Genomic DNA, 20,564 nt, shown 5'->3' on the forward strand with positions numbered 1-20,564 from the left:
ATGGATTTGACCTCCCAAAACGCTGAGCAAAACAAAAACACACTTCCACCAAATTATACGCCGCTTGAATTGGAAAAAGAAATCCGTGAATTCTGGACAAAAAACCAGATACGAGAAAAACTCGAAGCCCTACAAAACTCGCCCGCAATAAAGGGCAACCTCGGATACGTCGAGGGACCACCTACACTAAACGGTATCCCACACATCGGTCATGCACGTGGAAGAATAATGAAGGACATCCGTTACCGATGGAAAACCATGGAAGGCTACTACATGCCGTTTTGGGCAGGATGGGACTGCCAAGGTTTACCCGTCGAACTAGAAGTAGAGAAACTCCTCGGAGTGCGCAACAAGCGGGAATCCATCGAAAAGTACGGCATGGAACGCTTCATCGAAGAATGCAAAAAAGCAATCATGCGTTACCACGCGATGTGGCTTGAAGCCGACAGCCGCCTCGGCATAGCGATTAATCAAGATAAAGCGTACTGGACATACAAAGACAGCTACATCGAGCGGGAATGGCAAATCCTCAAAGCCGCTTGGGATCAAGGTCTCCTCGAAGAAGGACACTACGTCGTTGCTTACTGCCCCGGTTGTCAAACCAGCCTCAGCAGCGCCGAAGTCGGTTACGAGGGCAGCTACAAAGAAGTCGAAGATCCCTCATTCTACTTTAAATTCAAAGTCGCAGGCACTCCAAACGAGTATTTCCTTGTTTGGACAACCATGCCCTTCACAGTCATAACAGACACGATGCTTGCGGTGCAGCCAGAAGCCGAATACGTCAAAGTCCAAGTCGGCGACGAAATCTGGATAATGGTTAAGCAACGTGTCGAACCCGTCATGGCGGAGCTTGAAATCAAAAACTACCAAATCACAGAAACCATCCAAGGCAAGAGCCTTGAAGGAAAAGGTTACGATTACCCACTTAAAGACATAATCCCCAAACAGGCAGAACTAGAAACCAAACACCCCCTTGTTCACCACGTGGTGGGTGAAGACTTCGTAGACGTAAACACAGCCACAGGCGTTGTGCATCTTTCACCGGGCAACGGTGAAGACGACTTTTGGGCAGCAAAGCGCCGTGAAGTCCCGATTTTTGCGCCCTACGACGACGAAGTAAAATTCACAAAAGACGCAGGACAATTCGCAGGCGTCTTTGCAAGAGACGCAGACATGCTGGTTGTGGAGGAGATGCGTAACCACAACGCGTTTGTAGCGCTCAAAAAAACCAGGCACGAGTACCCAACCTGTTGGCGCAGTCACCACAAACTTGTCTGGCTTGCACGAAAAGAATACTTTTTGCGCACCGACAAAATTAATCAGAAAGTTCTCGAAGCTGCAGACAAAGTCGAATACTTCTATGAAGAACCCAAAAACCGTTTCCTCGGTTTTCTCAAAGAAGGCAAACCCTGGTGTATCAGTCGCGAACGCATCTGGGGTACACCGCTGCCGATGTGGACCTGCGAAAAATGCGGCGAACACCGTTTAGTCGGAAGCAAAAAAGAACTTCTCGAAGCCGCACAACAAGAAATCCCATCTGACTTCGAGCTGCACAAGCCGTGGGTTGACAGAATCACAATCAAATGCAGCAAATGCGGCGGCACAATGCGCCGTGAAGATTTTGTGCTGGATACTTGGCATAACAGCGGCGCTTCACCCCATGCACGCTTCAGTGACGAGGAAGAAGCAAAATACGTCCCCACAACTTTTCTCACCGAAGGAATTGACCAGACACGTGGCTGGGCAAACTCGCTGTTGCTCGAACGTGTTATCTTAACTGGAAAAGCAGAAGCACCCTACAAGGCGTTTTTGTTTCAGGGCTTAACACAGGACGCTAAAGGGCGCAAGATGAGTAAAAGCCTCGGCAACGTAGTCCAAACAAACGAGTTACTCGCAAAAACAAGCGCTGATCTCTGCCGCTTCTACATGACCCGTAAATGTTCACCCACCGATTTCATGAGCTTTGATATGCAGGAACTTACCCGCAGAAGCTATCAAGTCCTCTCCACACTCTACCACCTCAGCCGCTTCTTCATGGAAAACGCATCCTTCGACGAATTCAACCCCAAAAAGTACTCGTTCGATTGGGCACTAAAAACTGGAAAACTACAAGCAGCTGATGTCTGGATGCTTTCAGTTTTGCAGCAACGCATCACAGATTACACTGTAAAGTTGGAGCGCTGCGAATTCAACGCCGCATTGGCGGTGCTTGACGACTTCGTTATTGAAACACTGAGTCGCCTATATGTGCCGATGATTAGAAAGGAACTTTGGACAGACGACCCAGAAACCACCGAGCGCCGCCAAACCATCTACGCACTACTTCACAACACATTAAAGACTGTGACTTTGCTGTTTAACCCGATTACGCCGTTTCTAGCAGAAGCACTCTATCAAAAAATCTACCGAAAACTCGAACCCGACTTACCCGAAACAGTAAACTTGGCAGCTTGGCCAAAACCAAACACTGCTGCAGTAAACAAAACTGTGGAGGAACAGTTCGAGGTTTTGCTTAAAGTGGTTTCGATTTCTTTTGCAGCACGGCAACAGGGTAAACTTAAACGTCGTTGGCCACTTGCCAAAGCAATTGTGGTGGCTCCAGAAAAAACCTTAGCTGCACTGAAAACTCTTGAAAGCTTATTCCTAGAACAGATCAACGTAAAATCCGCAGAATACGCAACCGCAGTTCCCGACTACGTTGGCGGAGAAAGTTGGGTCAGCAGCCAAGAAGACGACATCACAGTCTTTGTAAGCGGACAACGCGACGACAAACTCCTCGGTGAAGGCATAATGCGTGACTTGGCAAGACGTGTGCAGGCGCTTCGTAAAGAGTTAGGGTTTGTACCCACCGAAGTTCTGGATGCGATTCACATCGCAGAGTTAGACACTGAAAGTATAGGACTGCTTGAGTCGTATTTGGAAGAGATGGCAGGTTTAGTGCGCGCCAGAAAAGTTTACTTACACGCAAGCCGCAGCGAAGTCACAGCGGATTGGCATGAGTCAGAATTGGACGGCAAAAAAATCTACATAAACATTCACTAGGCGAAATTGATGGCGCAGAAAAACCAGAACCACACCTACAAATGCCCGCACTGTGCTTGCATATTTTTCACCGAGGCAGACCTAAAAAAACACACCGAAACTTTCGGCGTCAACAAAGAGCAGCACGATTATCTGTACAAGAAGACGCATGGCCGAATGGAACACGGTTACAGCGACGAATAACAAAAACAATTTTTCCAAATAGTTAATTTTTTTGTCTCTTACAAAAACGAAAACACGCTCGCTCTCTTGGGTGATCTCTAAGCCTATTAGTGTGGCTTGATTGTGTTTTTTATTTGCGCCGTTATGTGGCGACTGTTTTTTTGTGCAATAGAACAAACAGAGCGACAGTGAACTAAAATTAAAAAACTAATTTAGAGACTAAAAAAGAGGAAAAGATTTTACTCAAGGATAATTCTTGCGTCGACTGTTTTTGCACCCTTTGGATAAGCCATGACAGGGTTCAAGTCCAACTCTTTGATGCTTGGCTCATCCATAACCAACTTGGAGACGTTAGCGATTATTGTTGCGAGCGCGTCTATGTCTGCAGGTTTGGAGCCGCGGTAACCGTTGAGCAACGGGAACGCTTTGAGCTGAGTAATCATCTCTTTTGCGTCTGCTTTAGTTATGGGTGCAACTCGGAAGTTTACGTCTTTTAGTAATTCAACGAAAATACCGCCGAGCCCAAACATCACGGTTTGCCCAAACTGTGGATCTTTAACTGCGCCCACGATAACCTCTGTGCCCTGCGGAGCCATCTCCAACACCAGCACCCCGACGATTTCAGCGTCTGCTTTGTAGTTCTTGGCGTTTTCGATTATTTTTGTGTAACCAGCGGCGACCTCTTCTGCGGTTTTTAGGTTAACAAGGACCCCTCCCGCGTCGGATTTGTGGATGATGTCGGGGGAGACAATTTTTAGGACGATTGGGTAGCCGATTTCATCTGCAAATTTGGCGGCTTCTTTGGCGTTTTTTGCCAGCTTGAATTTGTTTGTGGATATGCCGTATTCGGTACAGATGGCTTTTGCTTCTGGTTCTAAGAGGGCTTTTCTGCCTTCTTTTTTGGCTTGGTTGATGATTTTTGAGGTTTGGTTCATTGTTTATTCCACTGTTAGCGTGTGATGTGGTAGTGGTTGGTGGGGTGTTTTAAATATTGTTTGGTTGTTGTGGGCGGTTTTTGTTTGTTTTTGGTTTTTTCTGTTTATGTGTTAAACAGATTTACAGTAGTGTTTAGTGAGACGCAATACTTAATAGCATTCAGCCTCCGAACAATATTGACGTGTCCAGATGTCCCCCTCAAACGAAAAAACCCCAAGTTTACTTGCCAGAATAAAGGCAAAACTCCAAAACACAGGAAGCAAAATCAAACAAAGCTTCCAAACTTCAAAGAAAACATCAACCACAGAAAAGAAAGAAAAAATAAGCATCTCAACAAAAATAAAAAACATCAAACTACCAAAAATCAAACTTACCCCGAAAAAGAAAGAAACCAAACCCCATGTGAAACAAGAAAAAGTCAGCTTTTCAACAAAAATAAAACTCGCATTTAGCAGCAAAAAGAAAACAGAACCCGTCCAGACGACAGAAAAAGTCGGCTTTTTCACAAAAATAAAAGGCATCAAACTATCTTTGGGCACTAAAAAGAAGAAACCAGAAATAGAAACTACACTCTCAGCCACACCAAAAAGTCTGCCTAAAGGCGTAAAAATCGTAGAAAGATATCCACTCTACGAACCCTTCAGCCAAGTCGTCATCGTACAAGACCCCACCACAGGCGAACACAAATACATCCTCGACGAACTCCAACTTGACCCCATGGAACGCGGCATATACAACAGGGTCCTAGAAATCCTGCTCGCCGAGATCGTTTCACCTAAAGAGGAAATTACTGATCCACGCAAATTCTTCGCAGAAGAAGCAAAAAAAATCGTGGACAAATACCGCATCAGCCTCGGTTGGCTTCCAGATGTTTCGTGGTACAAGATTCTCTATCACGCTGAACGCGATTTGGTTGGTTTCGGAAAAATCGATCCGTTGATGCGTGACCCTAACATAGAAGACATTTCCTGCGACGGTGTCAACAAACCCGTCTACATCTGGCACCGCGTGTTTGAAAGCATCGAGACAAACTTGCAGTTTGAAAGCGATGCGGACCTCGATAACTTGGTCGTTAAATTCGTGCACATGGCAGGCAAACACGTCAGCAGCGCTTTCCCAATCGTTGACGCTTCGCTTCCAGGTAAGCATCGTCTCGCAGTCGCATACAGAAGAGAAATCACTCCGTTTGGCACAGCGTTCACTATAAGAAAATTCCGCGACGACCCATACTCAATTATCGACTTGATTAACATCGGCACTTTCACTGAGGAAATGGCGGCTTACCTCTGGATTTGTCTTGAGAACCGCGCATCAGTCATGGTGCTCGGTGGAACAGCCGCAGGCAAAACCACAGCACTCAACGCGTTAGGTTGCTTAATCAAGCCAGGCAGCAAAATTATGACTATCGAAGAAACTGCAGAGTTAAACCTCTCGCACGAGAACTGGGTTTCTTTGATTGCGCGTCAAAGCTACGGGTTAGGCGGCAACAACGTCGGTGAAGTCGCTCTATTCGACCTCGTTAAAACTTGTATGCGTCACAGACCTGACTTGATGATTGTAGGCGAAGTCCGAGGTCAAGAAGCTTATGTGCTGTTTCAGGCGCTTGCCACAGGCCACGGTGGTATGTGTACGATGCACGCTGAAAACGTTCAGTCAGCTGTTAAAAGATTAACACAGAAACCGATGGACATATCTCCAGCTTACATTCCGCTGATGAACATTGTTATGTCTGTGCAGCGAGTTCACTTGATTAAGAACGGCGAGAAACGCGCTTTCCGCCGAGTGCTCTCAGTGAACGAAATAGTTGAGTTCGAAAAATACGTCAACCCCTTCAAATGGGATCCAGTTAAAGACGAGCAAATCATGGATTTAGACTCAAGTTTCCTACTGACTCATATCTCCGAACGCCTCGGCTTAGAACGCGACCAACTCATTGCAGAGATGAAACGACGCAGCGACGTGCTACGTTGGATGCGGCAGAAAAACATCCGCAGCTACAAAGAAGTCGCAGCTATAATTGCAGAGTACTACGCGCGACCCAAAGAATTCTACGACAAAATCATGAATGGCGAGGAGGTCAAGGCGGTTGCCGCTCCTAGAAAAGTTTGAGGCACTGTCTTTCCGCCTGTTTGGGCGGTTTTCTCCTTACTTCCTCAAAAAAGTTTTTCCCACACTACCAAGCACGCTGGAACGTGGACGCGTAAAGATTTACCCTGAAACCTACATTGCACTGATGCTCTTCTGCGTAGTCATAACGATTCCTATCTCAGTTGTAGCGGCAGTGCTTGCGATAACATTCGGAGTTTTACCGCTTTTAATATTGACTTTTCTTCCCCTCTTCATCATGGCAGGCTTCGTAGTCGTTCCACTCAACAACGCCAGCGACCGCTCAACAAGCCTTGAGCGAGAATTACCCTTCGCTGCAGCATACATCAGCGTCATGTCCTCAGGTGGCATAGCACCATACGACAGTTTCAGAAGACTAACCGAAGTCAACTTGATGCCATCCATGAGCAAAGAAGCCCGAGACATCGTTAAAGATGTGGAAATCTTTGGTGTAGACCCACTTACCGCACTTGAAAGTGCAGCCAAGAAAACACCCCTTGACCTCTTCAAAGACTTCTTGGGCGGTTACTCTTCAACTGTCATCATAGGTGGAGACATTGGTCACTTCTTGGAACGCAAAGCAGAAGACATCTTCAAGGCGCGTGGACTCCGAGTTAAAGCCGCCGCAGACCGATTAGGCATGCTACTGGAAACTTTCATCATAGTCGAAGTCATGATGTCATTGTGCTTCTACATTCTGTTCGCAGTTAACAACCTTCAAACAAGCACAGTCACCACAACTGTATCAAACGCAAACAGTGACCTCTCAGCTTACTCAGGCATGTTGATGTATACTTTCATCTTCACACCCATGCTTTCGATGATGTTCATCTACCTGGCGCACAGCATGCAGACAAAAACGCCGCTAACCGAGATGCGACCCTACAAAGTCTTAGGCATCTCAAGCGTTCTGGGTATAGTGTTTTTCCTGCTTCTAACAAACTTCATGGGCATGGTCGAGTTGCCGCTGTTCACTCAGCTCCAAGCCATCGGCGTAGACTTACCCGTTGCATTAGCTGTTTCACTGTTCATCGTTGCAGCACCGCCAGCGGTAGTACATATGAAGTTGTCCAAGACCAAAAGCAGCATGGAACATGGCGTCGCAAGCTTTCTACGCGACTTAACCGAAGTCAGAAAAACAGGTCTCTCGCCAGAAAAATGCATCGAAAGCCTCTCAAAACGAGACTACGGCGCGTTCAGTAAAGAACTACGAAAAATCAGTTCCGACATTTCGTGGGGCATACCTATAAAGAAAGTCATGACTGACTTCCTAAATCGCACCCGCAGCTGGATGGTCCAGATCGTAATGTTCCTCCTAGTCGAAACCATCGACGTCGGCGGAGGCACCATCGCGATGATTGATTCACTGGCACGCTTCAACAACATGACCCAAGAAGTCGAGAAAGAAAAGAAGATGAGCGTACGCCCCTACATCATGATGCCATATTTAGCGTCAATTCTACTGGTGGCAACCACCGTTATGATGATGGGCTTAACCACAGGCATAACCGTGCCTGGTCAACCAGCTCCACCACCCAACACCTTGATGGAAACCATATTCATCTCGTCAGTGATTTTCCACAGCTTCCTAATCGGCATGGTTGCGGGAAAAATCAGCGACGACTCCATAGCGTCTGGACTAAAACACTCAGCCATACTAGTCATAATAGCTGTTGTATGTGCAAAGTTGATTCCGCAATTCATTAAACTGGTATAGGAGACACGCCAAAATGAAAACAGCAATCCCACGCTTTTACAGGAACAGAAAAGCCGTCAGCCCAGCGTTCTCCACCATGATCCTCACAGCAGGCGTAATCGTCTTAATTTTGGTGGCGATGGGTTACGCCAGCAACATCATGAACCTAAAACTGGCACAAAACGAATTCAGCAGCAATAAGCAGTTGATGCAGACGGCGGGGGAACAGTTAGACGACATAGCATGGACGATTGGGCGTACGCAGACTGTGAATTTTGCAGGTCGATTCGGCAGCTTAAACTTCACGGAACAAGTCGTCAACTACAAAATTGATGTCCACACTATCTCTGGTTGGGAAAACTTGACCTTCCAAGGAGAAACAGGCGCAGTTCTATTCAACATGCCCGTCAGCGCCTACTCGATGGGAGACGACTACTTTGAAAGAGTTCCCTTCTCCGCTAACAGCTCCTTTTTGCTCAGCGGTTCTTCATCACCTGTCAGTCAAGTGTTCTGTATAGAAAAATTTGGCATGACTGACGGCGGTTACCTTCGTGTAGCGATGGTTCCAACGATTCGCGTATTAAGCTCCACAGTCGGATCAAATTACCTAAAGTTCTACTTACCAACGATGCATAGCGGTGACAACCCCTACAGAAGCCAATCATTAACCATGACTGGCGAAGGCATAATAAAAATAATTAAACCAAACGTTGACCAAGTTGTCATCACCGCCACATACCCCAAAGCCGCCGATGGATTTGACGCCTCATTTTTCAATTTCAGAAACGCAACAATCACCCTCAACAGCACTTCAACACCCAAGTTGCAAGCTGGGTCTACTGTGGAGTTCTACTTTGGCAAGGTTCAGGTTTCCATAGGAGCAACATAGGAGGCGGCTATTTGGGGCAAATAACTATCGAGTACATGATTATGATTCCGGTGTTGATTCTGCAGATTTTCCTCTTTCCCCTAACCGCCACCATAATCATCGATAACTGGGCTGATTCGCGGCAGACCCTGCAGTTAGAGCAAGTGGCGGGGCATCTTGGCAGCACCATTCAGCAATTGTACTACACAGTTTCGCATGCCTCGATGGCTAACGGTTCCATGTGGATTAAACTTGACGTACCTGAAACAATCGAGCAACACGCCTACAGCGTCACACTTGGCAACGTGACCCATCAAGATGGGTCTTACCGAATAATGAACATAACCTTGCGTTCACTGAGTCGCGACATTTCCTGCTCAACACTTGTAACGTTGGGAGACAACGTAAACTGGCAAAACAATGTTTTCTTCAACAGCACCGCACGTAACCTCAGCTTAACCGCCACCAAAACCCAAAACAACATCCAGTTAACTTTGGGAGGCAGCTAAATGGCAAGTGCAAGCGTAGACCACATGCTCTCGCTCACCATCTTCATCGCCGCGCTGCTACTTTTCATCGCAATGTTTAGCAACACCATACAAACAGGCCTCAGCTACCAACAGCACACTGCCATGTCAACCAAAACAAGCGACCTGCTCGACACCTTGCTTTTGAGTTCAGGGTTACCGATTAATTGGAGCCGAAGCGACCTTGTCCCCGTCGGTTTAGGATTACAGGATCCCGAGTTTGGGCAGTATAAAATCAATTCGTTGGCTTCGATGCGGCTAGCTAATGACCAGAATCAAACCTATTACCCACGCACAGACGGGTACTACAGTAATTTTTCCGCTGGTTACGGCGGCTACCTACTTACACCCAACACCAAAACCCTCAACTACACAACGGCGGCAAAGCAACTTGGCGTGAATGGCACCTACGGTTTCCAGTTAACCTTAACCCCAACCGTCTCGGTGTCTATCCAAAAAATCTCCACTGGTTCACCTTTGCAGTTCTCGATAAGTGCCTCGGGAACTGGGTTTGTGCTCTCCAACGCAAACATAACCTACAGCCTAATAGTCGTCAACCAAGACAGCAACGAGTACCCATCCTACAACATCATATCTGGAGAAACAGCCACCAACGCAGCAGGCACAGCCACAACAAAAGTCTTCTCGGGAATAAACGGAGAAAACCGAGCATACGCGTTGATTGTTTATGCGCGGATTTATGGGCTCAAAGGCGTCGGCTACTACGTTCACGTACCCGACCAATCGGCCAAGTCCGTTGTGCCGCTGGTGGAGAGCTTCCAAAACCAAAACATAACCCTCGCCCACAGTGACTCAGTCGGTTCAGTGCCTCAGTCGCCAGCGTACTCTCAGCTAAGTTACAATACCTCTTACGCGATAGTAACTGAAGAGTACACTCTTCGCCAAGTATCCTTACAGCAATCCACAGGAAAAGTCACCTACAACTCCGCCGAATCACCCTACGCATCGGTAGCGATTCCAGACAACGCGGGCATTCTCGTCGTCACTTACAAAAACGCTGCTTCAAGCCAGTACGGCGTAGTTTTAATGCCTTGGGGTTTGGGCTCTTTGGGTTTCCCGCTTACCTTTGGCGGTAACTCTGCGGGTTACAGTTGGGTGACAACAGACATCCGCCAAGTCACCATCGACGGCGTCGCCTACCAAGCGACGCTTTCACTGTGGAGCCTACAAGGAGGTAGCTAATTGCTTAGAACCATCGAAGTCCTCTTTGTAATCATCATCCTTTCAGGCGCGTTTATCGCAACTTCTTACCTTGCGGTTTTACCCTCGCCTAAAGAGGTGTCGCCTATAAACCTCAGACGCCTCTCTTTCACTACGCTTCAGATGTTGGATTCTGATTACGATTTAGGCAGAGTTGCCTTCGAAACCGACAACGCATATGCATGGAGCAGGCTGCAGATAGCGCTCTCCGCCGCGTTGCCAGCCAACGTGGTTTATAACATGACCGTTTACAACGTGACCGATACAGGTGGGCAACTCTACACCAAAGTGGCTTCGTTCTCAAACGCAGACGGCTTAATTGGAACAAGTGACGTCGCCACCTACACAGTTGCATCATCGAACGTGACGTTTAACTATAAAGCTGAAAAAATCGGGGAAAACAGCGGCGGCGGAACCCTCTACATCTTAAACTGCAGCGACGCAAACGGCTGGTGGATCACAGGCTACACAGCACACAGCTTAGCGCAGGAGCTATACAATTTGCTTTCTCCGTATTTCGTTAACACCATAATGATTCAGAACACTGCTCAACTCGGGCAGATTCTGGGTGGTTCACCGTTGAATGGAGAAATCCTCCAAAACGCAGTCATCATCAACACTTGCGGAGAAGCCGTCCCCATACCCACAGCTTATTGCACTTCACCTTATTCCGATAATAACTATGCCCGCTACAGCTATTTTATTGGCCAAAAAGTTAATCAGTATAATTGGACGTGGGCAAGCATCGTTGGATACCCCTTCTACTACGTCACCAACACCGCGGTCTTCTCAAGCACACAAAACAATTGGGGGATCTACGGAATGCAACAAACCTCAGGAACAGGTTTGGTAGCGTTTCTAAGAGGTCTAGACAATCAAGCTTATGGCACCAGCGGAACCGTAGTTGACAGTACCGCTCGGCAAGCCACTCTAAGTCAAGTAGCTTTAGAGGCCTGCAACTACTACGGCATATATCCATCGTCAAGTCAAACTGCTACAAGAACGGTTCTGGAGTCAGTACTTGCTACTTATCATCTTTCAGTAGGCATAAACGTACTCAATCCAATCTCGGTCTCTGGTTCAACTTACTATCCAGGAACCCTCTACAACCATGGATCCACAAACGTTTCAGGGTCTTTTTTGGCTTTAGGTTTAACCCGTACCCCAGACGTACGTATCACTGCCTTGAGTTTGCTTTCATATTACGAACCAAGAGTTTATGCTTCAGAGTACACTGCGACTGGTACTTCACGGATGGTTGTTCTGCAACTTGGTTTAGTGGGAGGTAGCTAAATGAACAATAAAGGTCAGTTCTCGATTATCGCTGCTTTGCTTGTGGCCGTTGTGCTGGTTGCTGCTGTTGCCACAACTTACTCGGCAATTAGGTACAGTGGCAGTGAAGATCATCCCCAAATCTTGAGCGCAATAGACGAAACCAACTTGGGTCTTAAAGAAATCCTCGGTTTCACAGTTGGCTACTATGGGTCAATCCTAAAAGTAACAGGCAACCAAACATACGCCCAAAACTTGACCATAAGCTACCTCCGAAGCGGTGTAGAACACATTGGCGGGGTTCACCCTGAATGGAACATGAACTTCAACATTACAAATTTGGCGCTGGATGCTTGTTGGTTTGCTAATCAAAGCTACAGCAGGGGCAACATGACGGTTAACTATGACCTAGTTGGGCTTGGCATCTACGGCATCAGTTATTCAACAACAGTCCGTTTAGACGTCAAAATCTTAGATACCGCTTCGTCTAATCATACGCAACTGGTAATTCTACGAGATGAACAAGAACCACTTATTAATCTGGGGAAAAACAACCTCAAAATTTACCAATATGACTATCAAGCGTCAACTTGGAACCTTGCTGAACCAGCTAACATCGCCTCATACCTCAACGGCACATACGTACTCGATTTACCTCAAGGCGTAAGTAGCAACGCATACACCATTGAAGTCAGCGACACAAGAGGCTTAATGGTACTGGCATCATCTTTTACACAATTTACCACAAGTTTAGCGTGGAACTCTACAGGATTCCGTGAAGGCGTTGTAGACTATGTGGACGAAGCCATTGATGTATTGGGAACACATTCAAATTTTGCTGCACAGCAATCTGGACCAGACGGAATATATGACACCTTAACCGAACAAACCACAGGAACAGTCGCGGTAGATAATTATCCAAGCACATGGACACCTATAGGCTCGACAAGCATCGTTTCTGGTTCTACTGCAGATTTACAGAGCGACAACGGGGCCTACATGAAGCTCCGAAGTTACCCAGCTGCATATAACACCATTGTTTTTGACAGACAAAATAGCGCTATCTTAACTTCCGCTGCAACTTCAATGTCTTGGCAGCACACCACTGGCAGTGGAAACGATAGAATTTTGCTCGTATCCATTGATATTGATAGAAGTGGTTCTTCATCAGCACCGACAACAGTTACAAGTGTAACCTATGGCGGTGTCTCATTAACTCAAATAGCCACTGCTGCATACACAAGCACATCTAACCCCCAAGTTCGCAGTTATGTTTTTATGCTTACTAACCCCGCTTCAGGAACGTACACAATTAACGTTAACTTCGCAGCATCAACTCTTGCAGTAGCCGGATCAATTTCGTACGTAAATGTAAATCAAGCAACGCCTTACCTCGCCTCGAACAGTAGTACCGGTTATAGCCAAAGCCAATCTGTTAGTGTTACGGCGTCAGGCGGCTATTCTAAGGTACTGTTTGGCCACGTCGGAACATACAGAACATCCAACACTTACGACCTAACTGATGACACAGCGCAAACACGCAGATGGGCCCAAACTGGAGAATACAATAAGGGTGTTGGAAGTGACAAAACAATAACAAACGGAACAATATCCGCTTCCTGGACAACAACTAGATCAGCAAGTTGGGTCGCTATAGCTTTACTCTTGGAACCAACACCTGTAGCGGGAACCACATATATTTGTGGCGCAGAATTTTCTGGTTCTTCGAACCTTGAAACATGGAATAACGTTGCTTGGACCATTGACGCTTCAGCTTCAACCAATAATGTTGGCGTAACGTATCAACTGTATAATTATAGAACTGGAAAATACATGACAAGCGGAGACGGTTACCTAACAGACATACTGGGAAATACAAGCGATAGTACCAGAACACAAACGATAGAGGCCAACCTCAGTGATTACAGAGACGCTTTAGGCAACTGGAAAATTAAAGTTAATGCCACAACAGTTTCTACACAATTTGATTTGAAGCTTGACTTAATGAAATACAGCATTAACCAAACAAATTATGTTCTGAACCTCGAAGCGCAATGGCTCACTGTTAATGCTTCTAATGTGCGTCAAGATTTATGCATAAAAACAGGCAGCAAAACAACCTCTGAAAACTTGACTGTACAGGTTTGGCAGGGGGGTTCATGGAAATATCTCATGACGCTGCTTCCTAATTACTTCAACAACGCATCTCTTGTTCCATACATCGATTCATCGACATTAAAAATTCGCTTCGTAGGAGACAACGAAGACGTTGACTCCACTTGTAGCACTTGGGAAATTGACTGCGTCTATATAAAAGACCAACCAGACATAAAATTCCTAATCGGCCGTCAACAATCCACCTTCACAGTCGAGTTGCTACAGAATGGTACGATGCGATGGCTGGGACAAAACCTTGAGGTAACAACTCAAACAATTCCAATTCCGCCAATCTCAGTAAAATCAATCCGTGTAAACCAGACAATCAACGGCGTCAACCAAGAAGTCCCCTTCCAAATTGAAGACTGGGCATCCAATTACCAAATCCCACTAGGCTTAACCAGTAACGCCACCGTCTTTAGCAACCGCCAAATGATCGTTATCCTCCTCAATAGTGCAGTTACGGACTTCACAGTTTGGTGGGATGGCAGCGACGCCGCAAATCAAACGTCAATGGCGTTTACAAACCGTTTCTTTACAGCTGATAATACTGCCGCGAACAAATACAGCAACGGCAACATAACCCTCGTCTTCTCAAACGGAATGGTAGGGGCAACTGTTGTTGGAACCAGCACCTACAGCAACGCTACCTTTATGCGAGTGAATCTAGAAGGCAGTACCTATGGTTCAGGTACATCTTTGGTCATCCACCATGGCGTAGTACGTGACATTGCTATGATGGAACCTGAATGGGGAACATCTGGAAGCGGCGGTGGAGCAGAGAATTGCCCAAACATGTACGCCAACATAATAATTCTGCTACCCGCCAATGCAACTTACTATCAATACCAACTAAGGTTTATGTTCCTCAACTCAACCCAATCAAGAACCATAACTGACCTTTGTCCATTAAAACTTGCAACCTCAGCGACTTCAACCACTTTGCAGGCTGAAAATGGAACAATCGCCAAATTCCCCGTAGTAGTCAACGGAACCGCAACCTACATTAACTTTACAAGCGGCGGTTACACGGATCACCATTTCATGCAATTCATTGCAAACAGCGGAAAAGGCGCAGGTATAATGTTCAATGATGTTCATAATCTGAGGTTATATGCATTTGATAACTTTGCAAGCAGTACATCCAAAGGCGCAATTAAAACAAGCGACACTGGACTTGAGTTGTTGCCTGTTAGTTCTGGTCAAGTATCTTTCCGTACACCTTACGACATCACTTGGCAGGGCGCCGTAGTAACATTCGATAACAACACGCCTGTCTGCAACTTCTATGATGGTACGACTCCTATGGGGCTTTGGATTTTAGCCGAGTACCCACCGACGTTGACGGTGACCCCTAAAAGATAGGGCAGTTTGTCGTATTTTGTTTTTACCGACAAAATCTTATATCCCCTGCAACCCCAAACTACCCATTAACACACAGAGGTAACGCCCATCCAAACCCTACAGTTCACGCTCATAGCCGCAAACATCGCAGTAACCTTAGCCATACTAGTCTATGCTTCATGGCGAGACTACGTATGCCGAGAAGTCAGCAACAAAGTCTGGGCAATCTACGCACCCATAGCGCTTGCCTTAACCCTGCCAGAGCTTCTCCTCTTTGAGTCATCTCAGCTACCTTGGTTTGGCTTAAGCGTCGGCGTAACCGTCTTCATCGCATTCCTGCTCTTCTACGCAGGCGGGTTTGGCGGCGCAGACTCAAAAGCGCTGATGTGCATCGCCATCGCATTACCATTTGCCCCCATCGGCGTCATTACCCCCCTGATCGCTTCTGGGGTTTCGCCGATTTCGCAGCTAATTTACCCCATAACCATCTTCGGCAACGGCGTGCTTTTCGCGGCGGCAAGCGGCGTCTACATGATAGTGCGCAACCTCGTCTGGCATAAAAAAACCAAAACCGCGCTGTTCCCAGGAACCCTCGCCAAAGAATCCTTCGGCAAAAAACTGCTGGTGCTCGTAACAGGATACAAAATGAACATCAGCAGACTTAAGGAGAAATGGCATATATTCCCCATGGAAGACGTGGACGAAGAAAACGGGGATTTGAAACGTAAACTCGTCGTTGTTCCCAAAGATGAGGGACGCGACAAAATCCTTCAACGCCTCTCAGATGCGATTGAAACACAGAAAATTGACCGCTACGTTTGGGCGACGCCTGGTTTGCCTATGCTGATTTTTGTCACGTTAGGTTTAATCGTGGCTTTAGTGTTTGGCGACGTCGTTTGGTTACTTGTGCGTTTAGTGTTAGGCGCGGCCTAAACTTGTTGACGAAGAAGCTCTTTTGTCTTTTTAGAATAAGAAATCGACGCAGTAACCATGGAAAGCGAGCCTACACCGAGGAAAAACAAAGCGACTCCCCTGTATGGGTAAGCGAGGTTTTGTGTGCTCAGCGTCATGGTTTCGCTGGTTGTGGATGAGTAAGAGTAGAAGAATGAAGCTACACTGAAAAGTGCGATGGCTAATACTAACAGGCTTACTTCTGTTTTGAATTTCATACTCCCCTGCTCCTCTTCCAAGTTACCCATCATAATCGAAAAGGTATTTTAGGTTTTTGGAAAATACTCTACTGGAGCCACCTGATGAACACTAAAGAATGTCAAAGGGAACTGCAGGATTTCCTTGCAAAACCCGCAGAAAAGGACTGCAGGGTGGTGGTTATGCCTGACTTTTTCCTCGACCGCATCGTCAACCTGCCTTGGAATCTATCAGAATTCACCAGCTCGGTCGGCGAAGTAGCGAAACGCAAAGGCGGTAGCATAGACGGCATCCCCCAAATTGACATGAAGGGTGGAAACGCCGTTAACACCGCATCCGCGCTGACCAACTTGGGCGCCTTAGTTACGCCCATTCTCTGCACAAGCGAGTATGGGTTGCAACTGATAAAGTACCACTTCAAAGATACAGCGATGGATTACTCGCACATAAAGGTCAAAGGGAAAGCCTCGATAACTACGGCGCTGGAGTTTAGAGGTGAAAACGAAAAAATCAACGTCATGCTAAGAGATGTGGGCGCTTTAGAAGAATTTGGCCCCAGCGACCTCGACGAAAGCGACTACACTTTGTTTGAAAACTCGGATTATGTTTGCCTCTTTAACTGGGCAGGCACCAAGCGGCATGGCACAGCACTTGCAGAAGCTGTTTTTGATCGGACAAAACATGGTGGCAGAGCCAAAACCTACTATGATACCGCTGACCCAAACCCCAACGCAGCAGAAATCCCACGTCTTGTTGAAAAAGTGCTCAAAACCTCCCAAGTGGACATTTTAAGCCTCAACGAAAACGAAGCCATAACATACGCCAACATTTTAGACGCAGACTTTGGGGCGAAAAAGGGGCAGTTGAGCTTCCCAGATTACGCATTAGAAGCTGCACGGGTTTTAGTATCAGTTTGCAAAGCGCGCATAGACCTGCACACCACGTTGTTCTCTGCAAGCCTAAAGGGGAAACGAGAAGTTGTTGTGCCTACTTTTAAGATAGAGGTTTATCGTGCGACGGGCGCTGGAGACGCATGGAACGCAGGCAACATCATAGCCGACTACTATGGGCTTTCAGATGAATGCCGCCTCATGCTTGCCAACGCAGTCTCTGCCTGTTACCTTTCTGGCGCTGACGGCATGCATCCAACCAAGAGCAAGATAGCAAACTTTCTAAAAACAAACAGTTAACACTGCCCTTTGGTGTTGAGGCAAATTCTTAAAGCCTCCAGCAACCATACAGGTGACTGATTGTTATGGTTCAATTAATGAGAGTCGGTGCAGTTGCGGGTTTTTTGGCGCCCATAGTCGCGTCACTGTTTATTGCCTCTGCCATCCTGTTCTATCCACCGTTCAGTTGGACTAACAACGCGTTAAGCGACCTCGGTGTAGTTGAAGGCGCAACCAGCATCCTGTTCACGGTTGGCTTAATCGGGGCGGGCGTGTTGGGTTTCGTTTTCGCTGTTTTGGGCTTATACAAATTCGCTGGAGAAAACCGGTTGGGCAAAACTGGTTCGGCTGTGTTTGCTGCCGCGACGGTGGCACTGGTCTGCATCGGGGTGTTCAACGAGCACGCGGTTCCCACACACTACTTGGTTTCAGTGGCGTTCTTCACTTTGACGCCCATCGCATTATTCATCTTAACCTGTGCATTCTTCCAAAGCCGCCAACGTGATTTAGCTGCCTTCACGGTAGCCATCGCGTTTGCAGCTGCCGTGCCGTGGATTCTGCAATTCACCATTCACTACGTTCCAAACGTCGCCATACCAGAAGCGGTGTCTGCTGCAGCGGTTTCAGTTTGGGCGTTTATGCTGGCTGCAAAAATGCATAAACCCAAAAAAATGCGGGTTTAGAGGAAATCAAGATACATCTGGGCGCAGCAGTAAGACGAAAAAAACGTTCTAAACCCCCTCTTCTGCGCGTATTGGATTGCCGCCTCGCTTGGAAACGCAACCGCGTCTACACCAGCCTTAAGCGCCAGGACATCTGTCTCGTCTCGCAACTTGCCTTTGGGACGCATACAGCCCAACGCAAGAGGTGTAGTTGAGAACAGGGCGCGTGCAGCGGCGGCAACTTTGGCTATGTCCATCGGTTTGGGCGGTGAGGTTTTGTGCATTTGTGTGCCGTGGATGGGCATGAACGCGATGATGACAACTGCGACGGGCTTGACGGTTTGAGCGATGGTTTGTAACGCAGCGAGTTCGCCGTCGAGTTTACCTTCGTTTAAGCCGACGATGACGTGGGGCACGACGTTTAGGTCTGCGTTTGCGAGGGCTCGGAGCGATTGGGCGTAGGTTTGAGTGGACACGTTTAGGTTTAGAACTTGTTGGATGGTTTGGTCTGAGCCGACTACGTCAATCAATGTGGCGTCGACTTCTGCTTTTTTAAGTGCCGAAGCGGTTTGCGGCGAGGTGGCTGCGGTGTGGACAAAAACCGTTAACTCCAACTCTTGCTTAAACCGAAATAGCACATCCGCAAAGCCCTCAATTGGAATAGAGCCATCGGGCAAGCATCCGCCACTAACCAGCACACCCTTGGCGCCTTTTGCCTTGAGATCCACTCCGACTTGCCAAAGCTGCTCCGGCGTCAAGGCGGCATGCATTGTTTGAAGAACTTTGCCGCCGCAATGTTTACAGTTCAATGTGCAGCTGTTGCCTGTTATTGAAATTGTTGGGAACTCTGCGGTTTTGGCGTGGTAGTGTTTGGTTTTGTAGTAGGTGAAGCTTGGGGCATAGAAGCGGATGGTGCTGCTTTGAGGTTTTAGTTTACCTGATTCGAGCAGCGTTCTGAGTTGGGTGGTGTTTAGGTTCCAGATGGCTTCAGCGGTTGGGATTGGCATGTTTTTTCTGTCTAATTCATCACGGATGCCATATTTATTTGATGCACAAAAAGCTGCTGGTCTGACGCCTCCTCCCTCCCTCATATATAGAACAAAAGTCTGTACTGCGGCCTCGGGGTAAATACTCACGAATTAATTCTAAACTGCAAATTCAACACAACTAACACGACAGTAGCAGCCATTAAAATTTTGCCTCAGAAAATTCGCTAAAGGATTACTCTTTTAATCCCTTAAAAACATTACAATTAAGCTGAAAAATAAAGAAAATAAATATTGGATTTATGTGGGAACAGGTGCCGCAGGAGGCAGGGGAGTTGGCTTTTGGCTAAAGAGGTTTTCTTCGCTCCATAGCCAGTTGGTTTTTCTAAGCACGCGTAACAGAGGTACAGCTATTAGCATCGCAATGAGTGCTTGTATTATTCTGATTACAGGGTAGAGGAATGGGCTTGCTAAGAGGCTTGTTTGGACGAATTCAAGGGAGAAACCAAAGATGCCTTGGTAGACTGTTGGAGTTGCATACATCAAGGTGCCGAACATATTGTCTGCTTCGTTGCCGATGAATCCTAAGATGAAGAAGAAAGCGCTGCCATAGGCAAGGGATAATTTCTTTCCGAAGAACGCTAAGGGCAGAATCAGCAGTAAAGCGATGACTTTGTCAAATACTGTGGCGGCTGCTATGAACCAGTTATCGACTACTACGCCTCCAAGGTTGGTTTGTGCAGTAATCGGAAAAACGGGTGGTGTGAATAGGAATGCGACGATCATAACTGCAAATGTTACAAATGCGTATTTCCATTTTTTATAGAAGACTAAACCGACTATCAGTGCGTTGAACATTGGTGCCAAAATGAATGGTGCTCCGTAGGGGGACATTCCCGTGAGTGCCCATGTTACTGAGGAACCCAATAGGGCTGCGGCAGCGCCTAAGTAGGGTCCGAGGATTAATCCGAATACGGTTGCGATCATGGCTGCAAAGTTGATTTCTATCATTCCTATGCCTGTTGGGATTTTTATTGGTGCGATTAGTGATAGTACGTAGAATAGGGCTGCGAATATGGCCATTAGGGCGACTTGTTGGGTTGTGATTTTCATTTTCTCAATGGACTCCTGTATTTATCTTCAACGTTATGTAATTTTTTACATAGCGTCATCCTATAAAAGACTTCCCCCACCAAATTCCTACACAAGCAACCGCTAAATACACCCACAATAACCAAATAAACACCGACAAACAATCAAAACCGAA

General features: G+C 46.9%; 16 protein-coding genes. 12 read left to right on the forward strand and 4 right to left on the reverse strand.

Features of this window, described 5'->3' with window-relative positions; genetic code table 11:
* Nucleotides 1-6: 6 nt before the first annotated feature.
* Together ileS and NWE96_11600 are read left to right on the forward strand one after the other, a co-directional pair.
* Complete coding sequence (gene ileS / locus NWE96_11595; GenBank protein ID MCW3984612.1) at nt 7-3,042, forward strand: isoleucine--tRNA ligase; 3,036 nt, start codon at nt 7-9, stop codon at nt 3,040-3,042.
* Nucleotides 3,043-3,051: 9 nt separating this feature from the next.
* Entirely contained in the window at nt 3,052-3,225 is a 174-nt protein-coding gene (locus NWE96_11600; protein MCW3984613.1) for a hypothetical protein, read from the forward strand.
* A 218-nt stretch (nt 3,226-3,443) separates the two neighbouring features.
* Here the strand turns inward: NWE96_11600 and NWE96_11605 are convergent, their stop codons facing one another.
* On the reverse strand, nt 3,444-4,139 hold the full coding sequence (locus NWE96_11605) for an acetate--CoA ligase family protein (protein MCW3984614.1): 696 nt from the start codon (nt 4,137-4,139) through the stop codon (nt 3,444-3,446).
* 190 nt (nt 4,140-4,329) lie between these two features.
* Here NWE96_11605 and NWE96_11610 point away from each other — a divergent pair, with 190 nt between their 5' ends.
* From NWE96_11610 to NWE96_11645, 8 genes are all read left to right on the forward strand, one after another.
* Nucleotides 4,330-6,249 carry a type II/IV secretion system ATPase subunit gene (locus tag NWE96_11610; GenBank protein ID MCW3984615.1) on the forward strand — a complete coding sequence of 640 codons (1,920 nt, stop codon included), beginning with the start codon at nt 4,330-4,332 and terminating at the stop codon, nt 6,247-6,249.
* The gene (locus NWE96_11615; protein ID MCW3984616.1) at nt 6,227-7,963 is read left to right on the forward strand and encodes a type II secretion system F family protein; all 1,737 of its coding nucleotides are present in this window, start codon (nt 6,227-6,229) and stop codon (nt 7,961-7,963) included. Before NWE96_11610 ends, NWE96_11615 begins: the two co-directional genes overlap by 23 nt.
* Nucleotides 7,964-7,976: 13 nt before the next feature.
* Nucleotides 7,977-8,831 (forward strand): hypothetical protein, encoded by an 855-nt coding sequence (locus tag NWE96_11620; protein ID MCW3984617.1) that lies wholly within the window; start codon nt 7,977-7,979, stop codon nt 8,829-8,831.
* Nucleotides 8,832-8,842: 11 nt separating this feature from the next.
* Nucleotides 8,843-9,319 (forward strand): hypothetical protein, encoded by a 477-nt coding sequence (locus NWE96_11625; GenBank protein ID MCW3984618.1) that lies wholly within the window; start codon nt 8,843-8,845, stop codon nt 9,317-9,319.
* Entirely contained in the window at nt 9,320-10,540 is a 1,221-nt protein-coding gene (locus NWE96_11630) for a hypothetical protein (GenBank protein MCW3984619.1), read from the forward strand. It abuts the gene before it with no gap.
* Nucleotides 10,541-11,851, forward strand: a complete 1,311-nt coding sequence (locus tag NWE96_11635; protein ID MCW3984620.1) for a hypothetical protein — start codon at nt 10,541-10,543, stop codon at nt 11,849-11,851.
* On the forward strand, nt 11,852-15,352 hold the full coding sequence (locus NWE96_11640; GenBank protein ID MCW3984621.1) for a hypothetical protein: 3,501 nt from the start codon (nt 11,852-11,854) through the stop codon (nt 15,350-15,352). It begins immediately after the preceding gene.
* 141 nt (nt 15,353-15,493) lie between these two features.
* Nucleotides 15,494-16,264 (forward strand): prepilin peptidase, encoded by a 771-nt coding sequence (locus NWE96_11645; protein ID MCW3984622.1) that lies wholly within the window; start codon nt 15,494-15,496, stop codon nt 16,262-16,264.
* Here the strand turns inward: NWE96_11645 and NWE96_11650 are convergent.
* Nucleotides 16,261-16,500: a hypothetical protein gene (locus NWE96_11650; protein ID MCW3984623.1), complete on the reverse strand. Its 240-nt coding sequence runs from the start codon at nt 16,498-16,500 to the stop codon at nt 16,261-16,263. The genes NWE96_11645 and NWE96_11650 overlap by 4 nt on opposite strands.
* An 84-nt stretch (nt 16,501-16,584) precedes the next feature.
* On the opposite strand from NWE96_11650, the gene NWE96_11655 reads away from it, so the two are divergent.
* Both NWE96_11655 and NWE96_11660 read left to right on the forward strand, forming a co-directional pair.
* Entirely contained in the window at nt 16,585-17,670 is a 1,086-nt protein-coding gene (locus NWE96_11655; GenBank protein MCW3984624.1) for a carbohydrate kinase family protein, read from the forward strand.
* 65 nt (nt 17,671-17,735) lie between these two features.
* On the forward strand, nt 17,736-18,332 hold the full coding sequence (locus tag NWE96_11660; protein ID MCW3984625.1) for a DUF998 domain-containing protein: 597 nt from the start codon (nt 17,736-17,738) through the stop codon (nt 18,330-18,332).
* On the opposite strand, the gene NWE96_11665 is transcribed toward NWE96_11660, so the two are convergent.
* Both NWE96_11665 and NWE96_11670 read right to left on the reverse strand, forming a co-directional pair.
* Nucleotides 18,329-19,318 (reverse strand): radical SAM protein, encoded by a 990-nt coding sequence (locus tag NWE96_11665; GenBank protein MCW3984626.1) that lies wholly within the window; start codon nt 19,316-19,318, stop codon nt 18,329-18,331. The genes NWE96_11660 and NWE96_11665 overlap by 4 nt on opposite strands.
* 279 nt (nt 19,319-19,597) lie before the next feature.
* Nucleotides 19,598-20,410, reverse strand: coding sequence for an ECF transporter S component (locus NWE96_11670; protein ID MCW3984627.1), 813 nt, complete (start codon nt 20,408-20,410; stop codon nt 19,598-19,600).
* Nucleotides 20,411-20,564: the final 154 nt, after the last annotated feature.

Source organism: Candidatus Bathyarchaeota archaeon, assembly GCA_026014685.1.
Lineage (GTDB): Archaea > Thermoproteota > Bathyarchaeia > Bathyarchaeales > Bathycorpusculaceae > Bathycorpusculum.